Source organism: Sphingomonas degradans, assembly GCF_053502645.1.
In genome coordinates this window covers 467,885-485,561 of record NZ_CP177172.1, presented here as the reverse complement: position 1 = coordinate 485,561, position 17,677 = coordinate 467,885, and the positions used below count along the sequence as shown (strand labels likewise).

Below are 17,677 nucleotides of genomic sequence, written 5' to 3'. Positions count from 1 at the left end.
GTTCTGGGCCCGGACGGGCCTTTGCACCCCGCTGTGGAGAGTGACGATGTACCAGCCGACCCCCCTCACCGCCCTTGGCGTCTCGCTGCTCGCGGCAGGCGCGATTCCCGGCTGTGCCTTTGCGCAGGTCCGCACGGGCGCGGACGCGACGCCGCTGTCCGGCGATGGCGTGACGATGGCATCGACGAACGTACTCCCGGCGGCGCAGGACGCGAACATCATCGTCGTCGGTTTCAAGCCCGGCCAGGACCAGTCGGCGCCCCAGCCCCCCGCACAGCGCGCCGTGCCGCCCAGCGAGAAGACGCCCGAGCGCGCCCCCGCAAACCCCGCCATCCGCACCTATCCCCGCCAGGCCGACGGCCACGGCGTCAAGCTCAGCGGCTATAACCCGTCGCGCTGGGCCGAGGACTGGACGGTCATGCGCAACCCCAAGAAGCGCGACGACTTTCTCGACCGGCTGAAATATCTGCCGATCAACGCCAAGGGCGACATCTACGTCACGCTCTCGGGCGAGGCGCGCGTCCGCACCACGCTGACCAGCAATCCCAGCCTCACCGATTCCCCCTATCGCCGCGAGGACATGCTGCGGCTGGTCGGCGGCGCCGACGTCCATGTCGGGCCGGTGCGCGTATACGGCGAAGTCGTCCATGGCGGGCTGAGCGGCATCAACTACGGCACCGCGACGGGCAAGGCGCGCAACGACCTGATGGTCTCGCAGGCGTTCGCCGAAGTGAGCGGGACGGTGAAGGGCGTGGGCCTGGGCATCCGCTATGGCCGCCAGGAATTTACCGACGGCCCCGCCGCGCTGGTCTCGGTCAAGGACAACAACACGATCCGTACCGTGGAGCAGGGCGTCCGCGTCTGGGGCTCCCTCAGCAAATACCGTATCGACGCCTTCGATTTCCACCATGTCGGGCTCGGCCTGGACGGGATCAGCGACGACAAGATCGACAAGACCACGCGCTTTTCGGGCGTCACCGCCGGCGTCGTGCTGGCCGATACCAAGACCCGCAAGCTGTTCCTCGATCCGTTCGCCTGGCGCGAACGCAACGACAAGCTGAAATGGGGCACCACCACCGGCAAGGAAGTCCGCCATTACTACGGCGCGCGGCTGTGGGGCAGCCTAGACAAGCTGACGATCGACTGGACCGTCAGCCACCAGACGGGCGACTTCAACGGGCGCAAGATCGATGCGTGGAGCGCCTTCGTCGCGCAGACGTACCAGATCTCGCCCAAGGGCCTGGCGCCAAAGCTCGGCATCCATTTCGATTACGGCAGCGGCGGCGGCACCTATGGCAAGGGCACGGTCAAGGCCGCGCGCACCGTCACCGCGGGCACGATCGCGTACAGCTATCAGGGCGCATTGAGCCCGACCAACCTGTTCCAGATCTCGCCCAACGTCACGGTCTCGCCGATCAAGACGCTGGACATCACCGGCGAATATCAGCGCAGCTACCGCGTCACCGATACCGACGCGATCTACAAGGGCAGCGGCAGCGCCTATGCCGGCAGCCAGCTGATGCACGGCGGCCATATCGGCGACGCGGCGCGGCTCCAGGCGAGCTGGAAGATCACGCCGCGCCTGTCACTGACCACGCGCTACGAATATTTCCAGCCCGCCGGCGCGCTGGAAAAGTCGAAGGCGGCCAAGTCGCATTATTTGTCGAGCTGGGTCAGCTTCCGCTTCTGAGCAGGGTAATCGCTTGGCAGCAAACACGCCGTCATCCTGACGAAAGTCAGGATCCATTCGGCGCTCCGTCCGCACTTTTCACCCAGCGGAGCGGAAATGGATCCCAGCCTTCGCTGGGATGACGGAATTTGGGCTTGCCCGCTAGCATAGCCGGTAGTGCGGCGCGGGAACGGCGGGCTTTCCGTTTCCCTCGTCATCCCGGCGCAAGCCGGGATCTCCGGCGGGCCTCTCCAACGCGCGCGGTCACCCCGCGGCGGCCGGATTGCGCCCTCGCAGCATTGTCGCGTCGCGCGACACGATACGCCTCGGGTCGCACCAAGGCGCGCGGGCAGGTGACATGCCTGCCCGCGAACGCCATGATGGCGCGATGTCCGCGCCGCGCCCCCTCACCCCCGGCGAGATCCGCCTGTCCGCCTCGGTGTTCGGCGACGCGATCGACTATGCCCGCGCCCGCGTGGCGCACCGCAAATGGGCATTCTTCCAGCCGGCCAACACCACCATGGCCCCGCGCGGGACGATCCATTTCCATCCGCAGGGCGGGCTGTACCACGATGATTTCAGCCAGGCGCAGCTCGGCGTGCAGGCGCTTTTCATCCACGAGATGGTGCATATCTGGCAGCATCAGTGCGGCATCTTCCTGCCGCTGAAGCGCCACCCCTTCTGCCGCTATGCCTATGCGCTGAAGCCCGGCCAGCGGTTCGAACGCTATGGGCTGGAGCAGCAGGCAGAGATCGTCCGCCACGCCTTCCTCCTGCGCCACCGCGCCGTGGTCCCCGGTGCCCCGCCGCTGGCGCAGTACGAGACGCTCCTCCCCTTCCGCCCCGGCTGACTATTTTCCCTCTCCCCTTGGGGGAGAGGGAGGGAGCCGCACAGCGGCGGAAGGGTGAGGGGGAGTGGACCAGCCCCCCTATTTGTCGTCCACGCGCCCGGGCCGGGTATCGCGTCCCTTGACGCCGCTGTTGACCGGCGGCTGGGCGCGCGGCGGGGGAGGCGGCGCGGGCTGTGCAGCAGGCGCAGGGCGCGGGGGCGGCGGCGCTGCCTGAGCGGGCGCGGGCTGGAAGCTCGGACGCTCGGGGCGTGGCATCGGCGCGCCGTCCTCGGGCTGGAAGCGCCGTCCACGCATCCAGCCACCGTCGGGACGTGGCGCCGGCGGCGCCGCATCGGGCGCGGGCGGGCCGGCCACCGGGCGCGGACGCTCGGGGCGCGGCATCGGCGTGCCGTCCGGCTGGAACCTTGGCCGGCGCATCCATCCACCCTCGGGACGCGGCGGCTGCGGAGTCGCCACGGGAGCTCCCGGCGCGGGCGCAGGCGCCGTCACCGGCACCGGCGGTCCGCCCTCCGCGCGCGCGCGATCGCGCCATCCCCGGAAGCCGTCGCCACGATCCGGACGCGGCAAGGGCGCGGGCCCGGCGTCAGGCGCGGTCTGGACCGGCGGCGGGCCGGGGCGCGGGCGATCGGGCCGCCCCGGACGTCCCGGCGCGGGCTCGATCACGGTCGGCAGGTCGGGCGCGACCCCGCCGTCCGGCTGCTCCAGCCCCGGCTTGGTCGGCGGCATCCCCGGTCGGCCCGGAAAGGGGCGGCCCGGTGCGGGCCTGCCGGGCATCGGGCGTCCCGGTGTCTCCATCCCAGGGCGCGGCCAGCCAGGGCGGCCGGGCGTGCCAGCCCCCGGCTCCGGCGGACGCCCCGCCCCCGGCCACCCCGGACGACCGGGCCGGTCGGGCCGGTCGGGCCGCCCCATGCCGGGCTGGTGCGGGCGTCCGGCGCCGGGCCGGGGGCGATCGGGTCGCCCATAATGCCCCGGCGGCGGCCCCTGAAACCCGCCCTCGCGCCAGCGGCGGAAACGATCCGCCGCGATCAGCCGCAGCGCGCGCTCACGGTCCAGCCGCCGGCGCCATTCGCGCGCCGCATCGCGGTCGCGGTGCTGGCGCCATACGGGATTGCGGTACAGCCCCTCGTCCCATTCCTGGCGGAACCCGAAGATCCACGGCACCGCTTCGACCCAGGCCAGCGTGTCCACCGCCACGCGATTGCGCGCCTCCATCGCGCGCAACAGCCGCCGCCCGCGCTCGTACAGCGCATTGCCCGACGCCAGATACCCGCCCCGCGCGCCCGGCGGCAGCGGCGTGCCATCGGCGCCATAGACCACCGCCACCACGCCGCCGTCATAGCCAAAGCTCAACCCCGGCTCGACCGCCAGGAACGGCCCGCGTGCGCCGGGCTCGAAATAATAGCTGCGGATATCCTGCCCGGTATCCTCGACGACGATGCGCCAGCCATCGGCGGCTTCCCACGCCCAGGGCTCGCGCCCCTCGAAGGCAAAGGCATAGTCGGGCGGCGCGTCGCCGATCGCGTCCCACAGCACGTCCGCCCGGTCGATCCAGGCATAGGCGCCGGTCGCATCCGGCCCGCGCTCGGCCCGCGCCGGCCGCACGCCCTGTGCCTGTGCCGCCATCGGCGCGGCCCCCAGCGCGGCGACCATCGCCACCGCCTGCACTGCCTTCAAATGCGTCCGCACGGGCTTCTCTCCACCTGTTGTTGGCGCCGACTATGCGCACGCCGCGGTGAACGGGCGCTGACTGGCAGGTGTTCCAGTAAAGCCGCTCGCTGATCCTGTGCTGATCTTGGCTAGATCCGGGGTTTAACCCCGCATCGCCGCCAGTCGCTTGCCCGTCACCATCGTCTGGATGACGAACAGCACGATGAACAGCGTGCCCACCGCGCCCACGAACAGGTCATACCCCGAAATCTCGCCAAACCACTCGGGCTGCGGCCCGCGCGCCATCATGGCAAAGGTCATGCCGATCAGGACGAAGCGCAACTCGGTCGGCCCCGCCGACAGATAGGAAAGTTTGAACTCGCCCAGCGCCTGGGTCGACAGATAAGCGTGGATCGACAGCAGCAGATAGCCGGCAAGCGCGACCAGTGCGACGTCCAGCCGCACGAACGGGCTCGCCCCGATCCCCGCCAGGATCAGCAGCGTCGTGATCCCGTCACAGCTATGGTCGATGAAATAGCCGAACTTGGGCCGCTCGATCTTGCGATACCGCGCCAGGCTGCCGTCCAGCGAATCCCCGAACCACTGGATGCAATACCCCGCGATGCTCACCCACAGCCACAGCACGCTGAGCCCGGAGGCCGCATACCCCACAAAGATCGCCCCCGCCCCGGCCACGCCGAGTCCCGTCAGAATGTCGGGCGTCACCCAGCGCGGCAGGCGGGCACACAGCCAGTTCAGCAGGCGGCGTTCAGAGACGGCAAGCACGTTCTGCTGAATACGAACAACCGGCTTCGCAGCGCGGTGGGGGGAGTCTGTCATACGATTGTCTTATCTGCGTCATGTGCGGGATAAGCAACCGGGGTTGCGATGGGTGGGGCCGGGGGGGGGGGGAGGTGGCCGTAAGCACTAATCCCGGCTTTAGGCGCCAAAGAAGGAAAGTGACGAGCGGAATGGTTCCTTCGCGTCTTCTCGCCCACGTAACCGGGCGCCGATGATAGCTCGCCCTTTCATCGCCATTGCGATATGCTAGCAATACGGAATGAAGAAGCCGAATCAGTCAGAATCCTCGCCCTTCCCGGACGTGTTTTATCCGAGCCCTGACACCGTCTGCACCGAGGCTTTCAGTCACTTTCTTGGCGAGTATCACGCAAATTTGGATTTTTTCTTTTTCGTCGTTCAGCTCGTTGGACGGCTTGATGAAAATCGTCTTACCGCATCAAAGGCGCTCCTCACTACTGAGACAGACCCGGTAAAGAGGGCTTACTACGAGCAGAGCATAGCCGCACCCGACGCTACTTTAGATCAGCTTAAGAAGCACTCGACGGTTCAGTCGCGCAATCTCACCAATGGCATTGTGAATGCATTCCAACGCTACTTTTCCGCCATCATAAATGCAGCCGCACTAAAAAGACCAGAATTGATTTCATCATCACAAACTGTTAGAATAGATGATGTCCTTCGTTTTAAAAAACACAAGGATTTGGTTTCTTTCATAATAGATAGAAAAATAAACGATTTATCATACGGTGGCTTATCAGACATGGAGAAGTACTTCAGCGACCGCCTAGGCGTTCGCATGTTTGACAATGATCGCCAAAAGGATCTTTTGCGATTTTTCTTCGAAGTGCGAAATATAAATGTGCACAATGGAGGAGTCGTTAATGATCTATTCTCTAGTCGCGTCAAAACGGTTGACGGATTTCCTTACACTAACGGCCGGGCCCTACACGTTGACATGGAAGCGCTCGTAGCGTTGTCGGATAATGCGATGAGGGTTGCCATGCGCATCGACTCGGCGATTGGAGGCAAGTTTGGCCTGCAACGAAAGGCGCACCGAAGCTGGAAGAGGATGGAAAAAGCGGCAAATGGAAAGACAGCCGAATCTAAATATCAATCTGATGCAGACCAAACAGACTCGAAGCACACATAGAATATTCTCGCTGTAAAATCTAAATTTACCAGAAATACTCATATAACATAGCCTATAATACCCCCTCACCCCTCCCTTAACGCCCCATACAATTCCATCCACCGCGGGTTGATCGCGTCCAGTTTCGCCTGGTCCTCCGGCGTGATTGCGTGGTCCACGCCCGGCTCGCCATAGGCGTTGAGGATCGCGGTGCGCGCGTTCGCCACGGCGATATATTCCGCCGCCGTCGCGTTCCCCGCCTCTGCGCCCAGGATGTTGGGGCGATAGCGTGTCGGGTCGAACACCGCGCCCGGATCGCTCAGGAACAGGATGCGCGTCTGGCCGTACAGCATCGGCGTCACATCGCGCAGAATGCCCTCGGGGCTGCGCCAGATCGCGTGGTGCTCGGCTTCGAAATACCGCCCCGGCCAGCGCCAGATCGCCCAGCCATAGGCGACTTCGCCCCCGGCCCGCGCCGCCTGTTCGGTCGCGTTGGTGAAGCAATAGGCCACGCGCGCGCCCTCGCCGGGCACCACGTCCACATATTCGGGCACTGCCGGCGCGATCGTCGCGCAAAAGGCCAGAACGGCATCATCGATGGTCTTGGGGGTATCGGTCGTCATTCTTCGCCCTTGCTCCTGCACGGTCCGCCACCATCTTGGAGCTTGCCCTTGACCTAACGAACAAATCTGGAACAAACCAGCCTTATGAGCCTAACCCATATCAGCGTTCGCGGCGCGCGCGAACACAACCTCAAGGGCGTGGATATCGATATCCCGCGCGATACGCTGACGGTCATCACCGGGCTGTCGGGCTCGGGCAAGTCCAGCCTGGCGTTCGACACCATCTATGCCGAGGGTCAGCGCCGCTATGTCGAATCGCTGTCGGCCTATGCGCGCCAGTTCCTGGAGATGATGCAGAAGCCCGATGTCGACCATATCGAGGGGCTGAGCCCCGCGATCAGCATCGAGCAGAAGACCACCAGCCGCAATCCGCGCTCGACGGTCGCGACCGTGACCGAGATCTATGATTACATGCGCCTGTTGTGGGCGCGCGTCGGCGTGCCGTACAGCCCGGCAACCGGGCTGCCGATCAGCGCGCAGACGGTCAGCCAGATGGTCGATCGCGTGCTCGCGCTGCCCGAGGGGACGCGCCTCCTCCTCCTCGCCCCGGTCGTGCGCGGGCGCAAGGGCGAGTATCGCAAGGAACTGGCCGAATGGCAGCGCGCCGGCTTCCAGCGCGTCCGCATCGACGGCGAAACCTACCTGATCGAAGACGCCCCCGCGCTCGACAAGAAGTACAAGCACGACATCGAAGTGGTGGTCGACCGCCTCGTCGTGGGCGGCGACATCGCGACGCGGCTGGCGGAGAGCTTCGAGACCGCGCTCAAGCTGGCCGAAGGGCTGGCGTATGTGGATCTGGTGGATAGTACCGTCGCCGAGATTGGCGCTCCCCTCCCGCTCGCGGGAGGGGTCGGGGGAGGGTCAGTGCGGGAGGCCCCCCAGACGTTCACGGTTGAAACCCCGGACACGCCCTCCCCCGACCCCACCCGCGAGCGGGAGGGGAGCAAGAAAGGGATGAAAAACACCGGCATCCCCGACAACCGCATCGTCTTCTCCGAAAAATTCGCCTGCCCCGTCTCGGGCTTCACCATCCCGGAGATCGAGCCGCGCCTGTTCAGCTTCAACGCGCCCCAGGGCGCCTGCCCGGCCTGCGACGGGCTGGGCGAAAAGCTGGTGTTCGACGAGGACCTCGTCGTCCCCAACCACGAACTCAGCCTGAAGAAGGGCGCCGTCGTCCCCTGGGCGAAATCCAACCCGCCCTCGCCCTATTACATGCAGGTGCTGGGCAGCCTCGCGCGCGAATTCGGGTTCAGCCTCGATACGCCGTGGAAGGACCTGCCCGGCGAGGTCCAGCTCATCATCCTCCACGGCACCGGCGGCAAGCCGGTCACGCTCACCTTTGTCGACGGCAAGAAGTCGTACGACGTGCGCAAGCCGTTCGAGGGGGTGATCGGCAACCTCAACCGCCGGATGCTCTCCACCGAAAGCGCGTGGATGCGCGAGGAGCTGTCCAAGTACCAGGCGTCGCACCCCTGCGACACCTGCCACGGCGCGCGCCTCAAGCCCGAGGCGCTGGCGGTCAAGGTCGCGGGCCAGCATATCAGCCACGCCACCCACCTCTCGGTCGTCGATGCGCTCGATTTCTTCAAGACGCTGCCCGAAACGCTCACCCCGCAACAGCGCGAGATCGCCCGCGCGATCCTCAAGGAAATCGACGAGCGGCTCGGCTTCCTCAACAATGTCGGGCTCGATTACCTCAACCTCGATCGCACCAGCGGCACGCTGTCCGGCGGCGAGAGCCAGCGCATCCGCCTCGCGTCGCAGATCGGGTCGGGCCTGTCGGGCGTGCTCTACGTCCTCGACGAGCCGAGCATCGGCCTGCACCAGCGCGACAACGACATGCTGCTCGCCACGCTCCGGCGTCTCCGCGATCTCGGCAACACCGTGCTGGTGGTCGAGCATGACGAGGATGCGATCCGCACCGCCGATTATGTGATCGACATGGGACCCGGCGCGGGCGTCCATGGCGGCCAGGTCGTCGCGCAAGGCTCGCTGGCCGAAGTGCTGGCGACCGAGGGCAGCGTCACCGCCGATTACCTCAACGGCACTCGCGAAGTCCCGGTGCCCGCGAAGCGCCGCAAGGGCAATGGCAAGAAGCTGACGGTGCACAATGCCACCGCAAACAACCTCACCGGCGTAACCGCGTCGATCCCGCTCGGCACCTTCACCTGCATCACCGGCGTCTCCGGCTCGGGCAAGTCGAGCTTCACGATCGACACGCTCTACGCCGCCGCCGCCCGCGCGCTCAACGGCGCGCGCGTATTGGCGGGCAAGCACGACAGGATCACCGGGCTCGAACATCTCGACAAGGTGATCGACATCGACCAGTCCCCCATCGGCCGCACCCCGCGCAGCAACCCCGCGACCTATACCGGCGCCTTCACCAACATCCGCGACTGGTTCGCGGGGCTCCCCGAAGCGCAGGCGCGCGGCTACAAGCCCGGCCGGTTCAGCTTCAACGTCAAGGGCGGCCGGTGCGAGGCGTGCCAGGGCGACGGCGTGCTCAAGATCGAGATGCACTTCCTCCCCGACGTCTATGTCGAGTGCGACGTGTGCCACGGCGCGCGCTACAACCGCGAGACGCTGGAAGTGAAGTTCAAGGGCAAGTCGATCGCCGACGTGCTCGACATGACGGTTGAGGACGCGGTCGAGTTCTTCAAGGCCGTGCCCCCGATCCGCGATCGCATGGCGATGCTCGCCGAAGTCGGCCTGGGCTATGTCAAGGTCGGCCAGCAGGCGACGACGCTCTCGGGCGGCGAGGCCCAGCGCGTGAAACTCGCCAAGGAACTCGCCCGCCGCGCGACCGGCCAGACGCTGTACATCCTGGATGAGCCCACCACCGGCCTGCATTTCGAGGACGTGCGCAAGCTATTGGAAGTGCTCCACGCGCTGGTCGAACAGGGCAACACCGTGGTGGTGATCGAGCACAATCTCGACGTCATCAAGACCGCCGACTGGGTGCTCGACCTCGGCCCCGAAGGCGGCGTCAAGGGCGGCGAAATCGTCGCGCAAGGCACCCCCGAGCAAGTGGCGAAGGAACCGCGCAGCTATACCGGCAAGTATCTGGCGCCGCTGCTGGAAAAGCGGAAGGCGAAGGCGGCATAGCAAAAGCCCTCTCCCCTTCGGTCAGGGCTATCGCATATGGCGGTCGGGCAACCATAAACTCCGTCATCCCGGCGCAGGCCGGGATCCATTACCGCTCCGTTGCAACAACAAGCGCAGGCGGAGCACCCAATGGATCCTGACTTTCGTCAGGATGACGCTGTATTTCATATGCGATAGCCCTCTCCCCTCCAGGGGAGTTTAGGGCCGATCATGCCCCCGGCATGATCTGAATATCACGGGGTGATATTCACCCTAAACTGGTTGGGTGAGGGGGAATGCAGTGCCGACAGGCTATCGCCCGGAATTCGAAGCCGCCCTCCGCCTCTTCGCGCGGGTAAGCGAGGCGATGAAAGCGCGTGGCTTCCTTGCCCCCGTCCTCGTCGGTGGTGGCGCGGTGGAATTCTACTCCGCCAGCGCGATCAGCACGGGCGATTTCGACATCGTCACCGCACGCCAGCCCGAGTTCGAGGAGGAACTGCGCGCGCAGGGCTTCGTCCGCCCTTCGGGACCCGGCGTCGCGACACGCGGCTGGGTACATCCCGATCTCCGCCTCGGCTTCTAAGTCGTCGCGAGCAGCCTCCATGGCGGCATGGCCGATCGCGACCGGGTGGTGCTGGTCGAACTGGGCGCGGATGGCATCGCGGCGATGGTTTCGGTCGAGGACATGATCGCCGACCGCATGGGCCAATACGCCTCGGGAACCGCCCCCGAAATGCTGGATCAGGCCCGTGCGCTGTACCGCCTGTATCCCGACGCCGATCGGGACTATATGGATAGACGTATCCGGCACGAAACGGTGGGCGATTATGGTATCGAAGCGCTTGGGAACTGACGGCGAGCCGGCCACGCTCGAAGCCTTCGCCCGCGACATCGCCGCCCGCCGCGAAGCGCTGGGCGAACCCCTCGTCCTGCCCCGCAACAGCGGCACCCGCCGCACCGCCAGCAAGCGCGCGCTGCTCAAGGCGATCGATGCGGTCGGGGGAAAGTGGTAGCGGCGGCACCGCCAGCGCCCGCCCGATGTGCCGCCACCTTCTCGCGCCACCCGATATCCGCTATAGTATCGCCATGACCAAGCTCTCGCCCATCGAGTCCGAGTTCGAATCGACCGAAGCGGCCGAAGCCTATGACGCATGGTTCCGCGCCAAGGTGGAGAAGGCGATGGCCTCCACTGCCCCGCGCATCCCGCACGACGAAGTGATGGCGCGGATGCAGGCCATTCTTGATCGCCGCAAGGCCGGCTGACGCCCCGGTCGCATATGGGCGGCCAACTGCCATATGCGATAGCCCTGCCCGCAGGCGCAGCCCCTAAAAAAAGAACAAACCAGCAACAAAACCCTGTCCTACAGCCCCCGTTCCGGCATATCTGGCGAGTCCATCCGCCCCGGCGAAAGGACACCGCATCATGACTGCCCATCGCGAAATCCTCCCCGACTATGCCGCCACCCCGTCGCAGCGCAGCGATGGCTGGACTGCCGATCGCCAGCGCGTGTTTCTCCAGGCGCTGTCCGAAGGGTCCAGCGTCACCCACGCCTGCACCCTTGTCGGGCTGTCGATCCAATCGGCCTATGCCTTTCGCCGCGCCGCGCGCGGGGCGGGGTTTGCGCTGGGGTGGCAGGCGGCGCAGCTGCTGTCGCGCGAAGTGCTGGCCGACACGCTGATGGACCGCGCGCTCCACGGCGTCGACGAACGGCGCTTCCACACCGACGGCAGCGAGACGCGCTATCGCCGGCACGACAATGTCCTCGCGTTCAAGATGCTCACGCGCATGGATCGCATGGCCGATACCGCGCATGCCGAAGCGACCCATGCCGCCGCCCGGCTCGTCGCGGGTGAGTTTGACCAGTATCTCGACCTGATCGGGCGCGACGCCGGGCCGGCGCGCGCCGGGCTGTTCCTCGGCGCGCGGCTGGGCGCACCGGGGGTTCCGGCGGGCGAGGACGATCTGGCGCCGATCCGCACGCTGGCGCGCGCCGATCACTGGCTGCGCACGCATACCGATCTGGCCGAGCCGCTGGCGACCGCCGATCTCGATCCCGCCGCCCGCGCAAGCTGGACCGCCGAGCAATGGGCGCGCGCCGAGGCCGCCGGACTGGTGGCGCTCGCACCGCCGCCCGCACCCGAGCCCGCGCCCGCGCCGCTCCCGGAGGACCCTAAACTTCCTCAACATTTCCACCCCGACAATCCGGATGGCGCGCCGGTATGGTGGGATTCGACGCGGCAGGAATGGCGCACCAGCTTCCCCGCCCCGGAGGGGTTTCTCGACTTTGAGGAGGGCGTTTTCGGCGACCCCGACTATGAACGCGCGCTGACGCCGGAGGAAGAGGAAGTGATGGCGCTGGAAGAGGAACAGGACACCGAACTGGCCGAGCGCCGCGCGCGCGAGTCGAACGACCGCGACCGCTGGTTCGGCTTCACGCGCGAGGCCGCGCCCTGCGACACTGGCGACGACGCGCCCGATGCGCCGCCGACCCCATCGACTTTGTTGCTTGCGTCCTGAAGCAGCCCTTGAGCCGATTTCTTGCGGAAACTAACGTGGCATCACTGCTTCTTGCCGAAAAGACTCCGTTACTGATTCCAACCGCCCTAACCGCTGGACGCCCCATGCCCCACCTTCCGACGCACCCCGCGCATCTCGGCCTGTCCGCCACGGCATCGGTGGAACCCGAATTCACCGGCATGGACTGGTACGCCGCCTATGGCGCGCGCCACGCCGCCGACGGGGTCGAGGGGCGGCTGGTGTCGCAATACAGCTTCGCGGAGAGCTGGGACTCATGGGAAATGCACCCGCACGGGGCGGAGCTGGTGATCTGCACGGCGGGCGCGATCACGCTCCATCAGGAGCATGCCGACGGCACCACCGAAAGCGTGACGCTCGCCGCGAACGACTACGCCATAAACCCGCCCGGCACCTGGCACACCGCCGACATAGCGCCGGGCGAGAGTTGCACCGCGATCTTCATCACCCCCGGCATGGGCACCGAACACCGCCCGCGCTAAAGGACTGTCTGGAAATTCGCGGAAGCGCGAATTCCGGGGCGGTGCCGGCCCGCTCCCCCACCCGGCCACCCATAGAATACACTGCCGTTGGGTGGCCGGGTGGGGGAGCGGGCCGGCACCGCGAAATACACTAGAGCCCGCCCTCCGCAACTCACCGGAAAGCCCGACGATGCTCCCGCTTCTCCTCGCCCTGCTCCCCCTCCCCGCCGCACCGGCGCAGGACCAGGCCCAGCCCGACCCCGCGATCGTCGTGCGCCATGCCGGGCCCGACGCCGAAAAGCGGGCGCGCGCGCTGGTCGATGCAGTGTCGCCGCCGCTCCGGTTCGATGAACCGATGCCGCGCTTCACCGATCCGATCTGCCCCGGCGTCGCCGGGCTGCCGGCGGCGGCGGCGCAGGCGATCGTGGATCAGCTGGGGCTTATCGCCGATTCGGTCGGGCTGCGCGTGGGCGAGCCCGGCTGTGCGCCCAATCTGCTGGTGCTGGCGGTCCCCGATGGCAAGGCGGCGGTGCGGCGGATCGAGCGCACCCGCCCCGGCGCGCTCAATGGCAAGCAACCCGCCGACATCGCCCGCATCCTGGCCGAACCCGGCCCCGCCCGCGCCTGGACCAGCACCGAAACGCGCGCCCGCGATGGCGACGCGCCCTCCTATGCGCCGGGCTCGCCGCCGGTGCTCGCGGTGTCCACCTCCAGCCGGATCGCGGCGCCGGTACGCACCGATATCGTCAACGCGATCGTGGTGATCGATCGCGATGCGGTGGCCGGGCGCCCGCTCGATCAGGTCGCGGCCTATGTGGCGATGCGCGGGCTGGGCAATGCCCGGCCCCAGGACGTGGCGGGCGCGCCGTCGGTGCTGACGCTGTTCACGCCAAAGGGCGATGCCGGCGCACCGGCCACGCTGACGGCGTTCGATCGCGCCTATCTCAGCGGGCTCTATGCCTCGCGCGGCGACATGCCCGGGGCATGGGCGCGGGGCGCCATCGTGGCACGCGCGGTGGAGGGCGCCGATTCGCCCCAACCACGCTGAGCCGGGGCGAAGGCACGCCGGGCGCACCTTGTATTTCCCGGCCGATGCGTCCATATGCAATCCGGCTACAGTCGCAAATTGACGGTCTCTGGCGCTTTGCGGCCCTTTTTCCTTCTCTCTGCCCTCGCAGCACGAGGGATTCCGACGCTCGGAATCCCGCCAACAAGAAGGAATTCCGCATGACTATCCAGGGAACCGTAAAGTTCTTCAACGCCGACAAGGGCTATGGCTTCATCGCTCCCGACAATGGTGGCCAGGACGCATTCGTCCACATCACTGCCGTTGAGCGCGCCGGCCTGTCGACGCTGAACCAGAACCAGCGCGTCTCGTACGAGCTGGAAGCCGACAAGAAGGGCAAGATGGCGGCGACCAACCTCCAGGCTGAATAAGCCGGCGGTTATCGCTTGCGATCGGGCGGCGCGCACTGCGCGTGCCGCCCTGTCTTTCTCGGGTTGAAGGAATATGTCGATGGCCGATCTCGTTAACGCCTATCGTGGCCACGCCGAAAAGGCACAGGCCGAAGCCGACGCGGCAACGCTCGACAATGTCCGCAACCGCAATCTGCGCGCCGCAGAGGCCTGGACGCAAATGGCAGACCGCCAGGAGCGCACCGACCGCGCCCGCGCCACGCGTGAGGGGCATGCCCCCGCGAACGAACCCACCCTAGCACAGGAAACTACGTGAACTTTTTCAATAACATCAATGAGACCCAACTGACTCGCCGATCCATTCGGCCGCTTGCAACTTCCCCCTCGCTGCCGCCGCGCTCGCGCCGCGCCAGCCCGCCGCGCCGCTCCGGCCCGGCCGCCCGCATCGCCCGAGCCGCCGTGCTCGAAGTGCTGGGCTGACAGGGGGAACACCCCCCGGCCCCGCCCGTTGATCGCCTCACACCCTATAGTGAAGGAACAACGCGCATGGCCGCACCAACGAAAACCCGATCGACCAGGGGCAGCGCCGCCAAGGCGAAGCCCGCATCGAAATCCGGCGGCACTTCGGTGCTCGCCGGGACGCTGTCGATCGGCGCCGTGCTGGGCGTGCTGGCCGCCGGCATATTCGGCCTGCGCCGCGCCCGCCGCGCGCCCTCGGGCGGCGAACATGTGCCGACCGACCTGCTCGGCGACACCCGCCCCGACCCACAGGACCGCGCGATCGACGCCTTCCGCCCCGATCCCACTGCGCCGGTGCCCGCCAGCGAACGCGACGCCCTCCGCCCCGCGCTGCTCGACGAACGCCCGGTGAACTGATTTGAGGGTTCATTGACATGAACCAGGCGCCACCCGCCCCGCCTCCCACTCGACCACCATAGCCTGATGGTATCCTTGGTGGTCGGGTGGGGAGGCTGGGCGGGCGGTCCGCGTCGCGCCTAGCGCGACTTGGCACGCCCAACGCAACCTTCGCGCGCCCCGCGCATTCACTCGCCATCACAGGCTTTGGGAGACACAGGATGCGCGCGATCGTTCTTGGATTGCTGGCAGCGGCGACGCTGGCCGGCTGCACCGATTATGAAGGCGGCGGACCGCGCCGGATGGGCGGCGGCTATGGCGGCTATGACTATAACCGCCCGGATCCGTCGTACGGCGGCTATTATGCCGATCGCTACTACCGCGACGACCGCCGCTACCGCGAACGCCGCCTCAGCCGCAACGACCGCGTCTATCGCGGCCAGGACGGTCGCTATTACTGCCGCCGTTCGGACGGCACCACCGGCCTGATCGTCGGCGGCGTGGCCGGCGGGTTGCTGGGCAACCTGATCGCACCGGGCGGTTCGGACACGCTGGGCACGCTGCTCGGTGCTGCGGCGGGTGCCGCGGTCGGTCGCTCGGTCGATCGCAACAACAGCGACGTGCGCTGCCGTTGAGCGCGCACCAGACCCGGCGGTCGCTCCGCCGGGTCCGGTTATACCAGGGTGTAGCTTACCGCGCCGGGCACCACGCTCTAGTGCGGGGAAGAGCAACCCAGATGTGAGGATTTCGGCATGACGACACGCACCGCCACCGCCCGCTATGATGGCTTCGGCAAGGCCGGCAAAGGCCATCTGACCAGCCCGTCCGGCGTACTCGATTCGACGCCGTACAGCTTCAACACGCGTTTCGGCGATGAAAAGGGCACCAACCCCGAAGAGCTGATCGCCGCTGCGCATGCCGGCTGCTTCACCATGGCGCTCAGCTTCGCGCTGGCTCAGGCCGGGTTCAGCGACGGCTCGCTGGAGACGACGGCGGCGGTAAAGCTGGACTCGGACGGCCAGGGCGGCTTCACCATCACCGAATCCGCCCTGACGCTGAAGGCGAGCATCCCTGGCATCGCCGAGGAACAGTTCGAGGCATTGGCCAAGGGCGCAGAGGCGAACTGCCCGGTGTCGAAGCTGCTCAAGGCGAAGATCAGCCTCGACTGGTCGCTCGCCTGATCACACCGCGCCGGCCACTGCGCCGGCGAGGATGAGGCCGATGATCGTGGCGAGCAGGGCGACGTTGGTGCGCCGTGACTTGACCACGATCAGCGCCACCAGCAGCGGGATCGGCAGCAGCGCGGAGAGGATCGAGACCAACGCGGCCACGCCCTCCACCTGCGGCTGTCCCGCTCCACTCGCCGCCACGATCGCGCTCAGCCGCTCGTTCATCGCCACCACGATCGAAGTGGCGAACATCAGCAGGTTGATCGCCAGCATACCGCCCAGCACCAGTTCGTTGTGCTGGTCGTACCACAGGTCGAAATCCGGCCACTCCGCCGGGTCGTCGGGAAACACCAGCGTCGCGAACAGATAATACCCCCCGACCAGCGCGAGCATGACCACCAGCGTCAGGTAATTCGCGGCCACCAGGTCGCGATACTCCCATGCCGCCAGCCACAGCGTCATCAGGTCGAGCACCACCAGCACGCCCAACAGCGGCGTCAGCCACCCGATCCGCACCTTGCGCCGCAGCTTCAGCGTGCGCGCAAAACCGCCCAGCACTTCGGCCACGGCCAGCCCCAGCAGCAGCGCGAACACCGCGAAGACCAGCTCGAAGGGCGACATCGTCAGCGCCTTCCCAGCACGCGGCCGATGCCCTCGTGCCGGCTCGGGTCCTCGCGCCCGCATTCGCGCTCCAGCTGGTCGCGGATCGCGATCAGCTCGCGCTCGCCCAGATGCTCGATGCCGATGAACTCGTTGCGCCCGGTGTCGAGCGCGCGGATGATCTCGTCCAGCTTGGCCTGGATCGCGGCGGCGTCGCGGTTCTGGGCGTTCTGGATCAGGAACACCATCAGGAAGGTGATGATCGTGGTGCCGGTGTTGATGACCAGCTGCCAGGTGTCGGACCATTTGAAGACCGGCCCGGTGACGCCCCAGATCACGATGACCATGAACGCCAGCACGAACGCCGGCGGACGCCCCGCCCATCCGGCCACCATCTGTGCAAACCGCTCGAACAACCGCCCCATGCCCGATCTCCCCTTTGCGTCATGGATAGCGGCGGAATGGCCCAATGCAAAAGGGGGCCGGCATTGCTGCCAGCCCCCATGTCGCTCCTGCCGATGGCGCGGGCCGGAAGGTTCCGCGTCGCCGGTTCGGCGGCATGCTCGGCCCGTGCCGGCAAGGGCGACGGGCTCTGCGTCGGCCTCCGCCCGCCGCGGCACTGGCCTTGCGGACAGGGCAGCGCGCCGGCAGTCGAAAGCCCGCTTCACGGCGCCGAAGCGCGTGAAGCCTTGCTGGAGCAGGCATCGGCCCTGCGAATTACGGTCGCCCGCCGCTTTCGCTGGCCGGCATCGGCAATCGCTGTCCCTCATCCCTCGGCAGGACGCTTGCGCATCGGCTCCGGCATCAGGTCGCCCATGGTCGGGTGGTTCGGTGAAA

At 67.0% G+C, this 17,677-nt stretch carries 21 protein-coding genes; 16 read left to right on the top strand and 5 right to left on the bottom strand.

The features are described from left to right. Positions 1-46 precede the first annotated feature (46 nt). Positions 47-1,690, top strand: coding sequence for an alginate export family protein (locus ACG3SL_RS02280; protein ID WP_448663520.1), 1,644 nt, complete (start codon positions 47-49; stop codon positions 1,688-1,690). A gap of 337 nt (positions 1,691-2,027) precedes the next feature. After that, positions 2,028-2,519, top strand: coding sequence for a vgr related protein (locus ACG3SL_RS02275; protein WP_448663519.1), 492 nt, complete (start codon positions 2,028-2,030; stop codon positions 2,517-2,519). Between the two features lie 78 nt (positions 2,520-2,597). Here the strand turns inward: ACG3SL_RS02275 and ACG3SL_RS02270 are convergent, their stop codons facing one another. Together ACG3SL_RS02270 and ACG3SL_RS02265 are read right to left on the bottom strand one after the other, a co-directional pair. Next, on the bottom strand, positions 2,598-4,205 hold the full coding sequence (locus ACG3SL_RS02270) for a hypothetical protein (RefSeq protein WP_448663518.1): 1,608 nt from the start codon (positions 4,203-4,205) through the stop codon (positions 2,598-2,600). A gap of 123 nt (positions 4,206-4,328) precedes the next feature. Continuing rightward, positions 4,329-5,006: a CDP-alcohol phosphatidyltransferase family protein gene (locus tag ACG3SL_RS02265; protein WP_448663517.1), complete on the bottom strand. Its 678-nt coding sequence runs from the start codon at positions 5,004-5,006 to the stop codon at positions 4,329-4,331. A gap of 220 nt (positions 5,007-5,226) precedes the next feature. Here ACG3SL_RS02265 and ACG3SL_RS02260 point away from each other — a divergent pair, with 220 nt between their 5' ends. After that, positions 5,227-6,117, top strand: a complete 891-nt coding sequence (locus ACG3SL_RS02260; RefSeq protein WP_448663516.1) for a hypothetical protein — start codon at positions 5,227-5,229, stop codon at positions 6,115-6,117. 65 nt (positions 6,118-6,182) lie between these two features. On the opposite strand, the gene ACG3SL_RS02255 is transcribed toward ACG3SL_RS02260, so the two are convergent. Further along, positions 6,183-6,719: a hypothetical protein gene (locus tag ACG3SL_RS02255; protein ID WP_448663515.1), complete on the bottom strand. Its 537-nt coding sequence runs from the start codon at positions 6,717-6,719 to the stop codon at positions 6,183-6,185. An 84-nt stretch (positions 6,720-6,803) separates the two neighbouring features. Between ACG3SL_RS02255 and uvrA the strand changes: the two genes are divergently transcribed. The 13 genes from uvrA to ACG3SL_RS02190 all read left to right on the top strand — a co-directional run bounded on the left by uvrA (position 6,804) and on the right by ACG3SL_RS02190 (position 16,252). Next, positions 6,804-9,824: an excinuclease ABC subunit UvrA gene (uvrA, locus tag ACG3SL_RS02250; RefSeq protein ID WP_448663514.1), complete on the top strand. Its 3,021-nt coding sequence runs from the start codon at positions 6,804-6,806 to the stop codon at positions 9,822-9,824. Positions 9,825-10,104: 280 nt separating this feature from the next. Beyond that, positions 10,105-10,386, top strand: coding sequence for a hypothetical protein (locus ACG3SL_RS02245; RefSeq protein ID WP_448663513.1), 282 nt, complete (start codon positions 10,105-10,107; stop codon positions 10,384-10,386). Positions 10,387-10,413: 27 nt separating this feature from the next. Continuing rightward, a complete protein-coding gene (locus ACG3SL_RS02240; protein ID WP_448663512.1) occupies positions 10,414-10,656 on the top strand; it encodes a hypothetical protein in 243 nt (80 codons plus the stop codon). Beyond that, complete coding sequence (locus ACG3SL_RS02235) at positions 10,646-10,816, top strand: hypothetical protein (RefSeq protein WP_448663511.1); 171 nt, start codon at positions 10,646-10,648, stop codon at positions 10,814-10,816. The genes ACG3SL_RS02240 and ACG3SL_RS02235 overlap by 11 nt, the downstream gene beginning before the upstream one ends. A gap of 73 nt (positions 10,817-10,889) precedes the next feature. Continuing rightward, positions 10,890-11,066 (top strand): type II toxin-antitoxin system RelB family antitoxin, encoded by a 177-nt coding sequence (gene relB / locus ACG3SL_RS02230; RefSeq protein ID WP_448665224.1) that lies wholly within the window; start codon positions 10,890-10,892, stop codon positions 11,064-11,066. A 160-nt stretch (positions 11,067-11,226) separates the two neighbouring features. Continuing rightward, the gene (locus ACG3SL_RS02225; protein WP_448663510.1) at positions 11,227-12,321 is read left to right on the top strand and encodes a hypothetical protein; all 1,095 of its coding nucleotides are present in this window, start codon (positions 11,227-11,229) and stop codon (positions 12,319-12,321) included. A gap of 104 nt (positions 12,322-12,425) precedes the next feature. Next, the gene (locus ACG3SL_RS02220) at positions 12,426-12,821 is read left to right on the top strand and encodes a cupin (protein WP_448663509.1); all 396 of its coding nucleotides are present in this window, start codon (positions 12,426-12,428) and stop codon (positions 12,819-12,821) included. A 169-nt stretch (positions 12,822-12,990) separates the two neighbouring features. Further along, a complete protein-coding gene (locus tag ACG3SL_RS02215; protein ID WP_448663508.1) occupies positions 12,991-13,848 on the top strand; it encodes a hypothetical protein in 858 nt (285 codons plus the stop codon). Positions 13,849-14,027: 179 nt separating this feature from the next. After that, positions 14,028-14,237, top strand: coding sequence for a cold-shock protein (locus ACG3SL_RS02210; protein WP_448663507.1), 210 nt, complete (start codon positions 14,028-14,030; stop codon positions 14,235-14,237). A 79-nt stretch (positions 14,238-14,316) separates the two neighbouring features. Next, complete coding sequence (locus tag ACG3SL_RS02205) at positions 14,317-14,532, top strand: hypothetical protein (RefSeq protein ID WP_448663506.1); 216 nt, start codon at positions 14,317-14,319, stop codon at positions 14,530-14,532. A 230-nt stretch (positions 14,533-14,762) separates the two neighbouring features. Continuing rightward, positions 14,763-15,092: a hypothetical protein gene (locus ACG3SL_RS02200; RefSeq protein WP_448663505.1), complete on the top strand. Its 330-nt coding sequence runs from the start codon at positions 14,763-14,765 to the stop codon at positions 15,090-15,092. A gap of 200 nt (positions 15,093-15,292) precedes the next feature. Next, the gene (locus tag ACG3SL_RS02195) at positions 15,293-15,706 is read left to right on the top strand and encodes a glycine zipper 2TM domain-containing protein (protein WP_448663504.1); all 414 of its coding nucleotides are present in this window, start codon (positions 15,293-15,295) and stop codon (positions 15,704-15,706) included. Positions 15,707-15,823: 117 nt separating this feature from the next. After that, the gene (locus ACG3SL_RS02190) at positions 15,824-16,252 is read left to right on the top strand and encodes an OsmC family protein (RefSeq protein WP_448663503.1); all 429 of its coding nucleotides are present in this window, start codon (positions 15,824-15,826) and stop codon (positions 16,250-16,252) included. Here the strand turns inward: ACG3SL_RS02190 and ACG3SL_RS02185 are convergent, their stop codons facing one another. After that, entirely contained in the window at positions 16,253-16,861 is a 609-nt protein-coding gene (locus tag ACG3SL_RS02185) for a hypothetical protein (RefSeq protein WP_448663502.1), read from the bottom strand. It lies immediately after the preceding gene. A 2-nt stretch (positions 16,862-16,863) separates the two neighbouring features. After that, a complete protein-coding gene (locus ACG3SL_RS02180) occupies positions 16,864-17,265 on the bottom strand; it encodes a low affinity iron permease family protein (protein WP_448663501.1) in 402 nt (133 codons plus the stop codon). Between the last annotated feature and the right edge of the window lie 412 nt (positions 17,266-17,677).

What these genes read in the sequence shown, in the direction of transcription:
- ACG3SL_RS02195 (WP_448663504.1), top strand. Translation starts at nt 15,293, where the DNA reads ATGCGCGCGATCGTTCTTGGATTGCTGGCAGCGGCGACGCTGGCCGGC.
- ACG3SL_RS02185 (WP_448663502.1), bottom strand. Translation starts at nt 16,861, where the DNA reads ATGTCGCCCTTCGAGCTGGTCTTCGCGGTGTTCGCGCTGCTGCTGGGG.
- ACG3SL_RS02255 (WP_448663515.1), bottom strand. Translation starts at nt 6,719, where the DNA reads ATGACGACCGATACCCCCAAGACCATCGATGATGCCGTTCTGGCCTTT.
- ACG3SL_RS02225 (WP_448663510.1), top strand. Translation starts at nt 11,227, where the DNA reads ATGACTGCCCATCGCGAAATCCTCCCCGACTATGCCGCCACCCCGTCG.
- ACG3SL_RS02180 (WP_448663501.1), bottom strand. Translation starts at nt 17,265, where the DNA reads ATGGGGCGGTTGTTCGAGCGGTTTGCACAGATGGTGGCCGGATGGGCG.
- uvrA (WP_448663514.1), top strand. Translation starts at nt 6,804, where the DNA reads ATGAGCCTAACCCATATCAGCGTTCGCGGCGCGCGCGAACACAACCTC.
- ACG3SL_RS02215 (WP_448663508.1), top strand. Translation starts at nt 12,991, where the DNA reads ATGCTCCCGCTTCTCCTCGCCCTGCTCCCCCTCCCCGCCGCACCGGCG.
- ACG3SL_RS02190 (WP_448663503.1), top strand. Translation starts at nt 15,824, where the DNA reads ATGACGACACGCACCGCCACCGCCCGCTATGATGGCTTCGGCAAGGCC.
- ACG3SL_RS02210 (WP_448663507.1), top strand. Translation starts at nt 14,028, where the DNA reads ATGACTATCCAGGGAACCGTAAAGTTCTTCAACGCCGACAAGGGCTAT.
- ACG3SL_RS02220 (WP_448663509.1), top strand. Translation starts at nt 12,426, where the DNA reads ATGCCCCACCTTCCGACGCACCCCGCGCATCTCGGCCTGTCCGCCACG.
- ACG3SL_RS02275 (WP_448663519.1), top strand. Translation starts at nt 2,028, where the DNA reads ATGCCTGCCCGCGAACGCCATGATGGCGCGATGTCCGCGCCGCGCCCC.
- ACG3SL_RS02205 (WP_448663506.1), top strand. Translation starts at nt 14,317, where the DNA reads ATGGCCGATCTCGTTAACGCCTATCGTGGCCACGCCGAAAAGGCACAG.
- relB (WP_448665224.1), top strand. Translation starts at nt 10,890, where the DNA reads ATGACCAAGCTCTCGCCCATCGAGTCCGAGTTCGAATCGACCGAAGCG.
- ACG3SL_RS02280 (WP_448663520.1), top strand. Translation starts at nt 47, where the DNA reads ATGTACCAGCCGACCCCCCTCACCGCCCTTGGCGTCTCGCTGCTCGCG.
- ACG3SL_RS02240 (WP_448663512.1), top strand. Translation starts at nt 10,414, where the DNA reads ATGGCCGATCGCGACCGGGTGGTGCTGGTCGAACTGGGCGCGGATGGC.
- ACG3SL_RS02200 (WP_448663505.1), top strand. Translation starts at nt 14,763, where the DNA reads ATGGCCGCACCAACGAAAACCCGATCGACCAGGGGCAGCGCCGCCAAG.
- ACG3SL_RS02265 (WP_448663517.1), bottom strand. Translation starts at nt 5,006, where the DNA reads ATGACAGACTCCCCCCACCGCGCTGCGAAGCCGGTTGTTCGTATTCAG.
- ACG3SL_RS02260 (WP_448663516.1), top strand. Translation starts at nt 5,227, where the DNA reads ATGAAGAAGCCGAATCAGTCAGAATCCTCGCCCTTCCCGGACGTGTTT.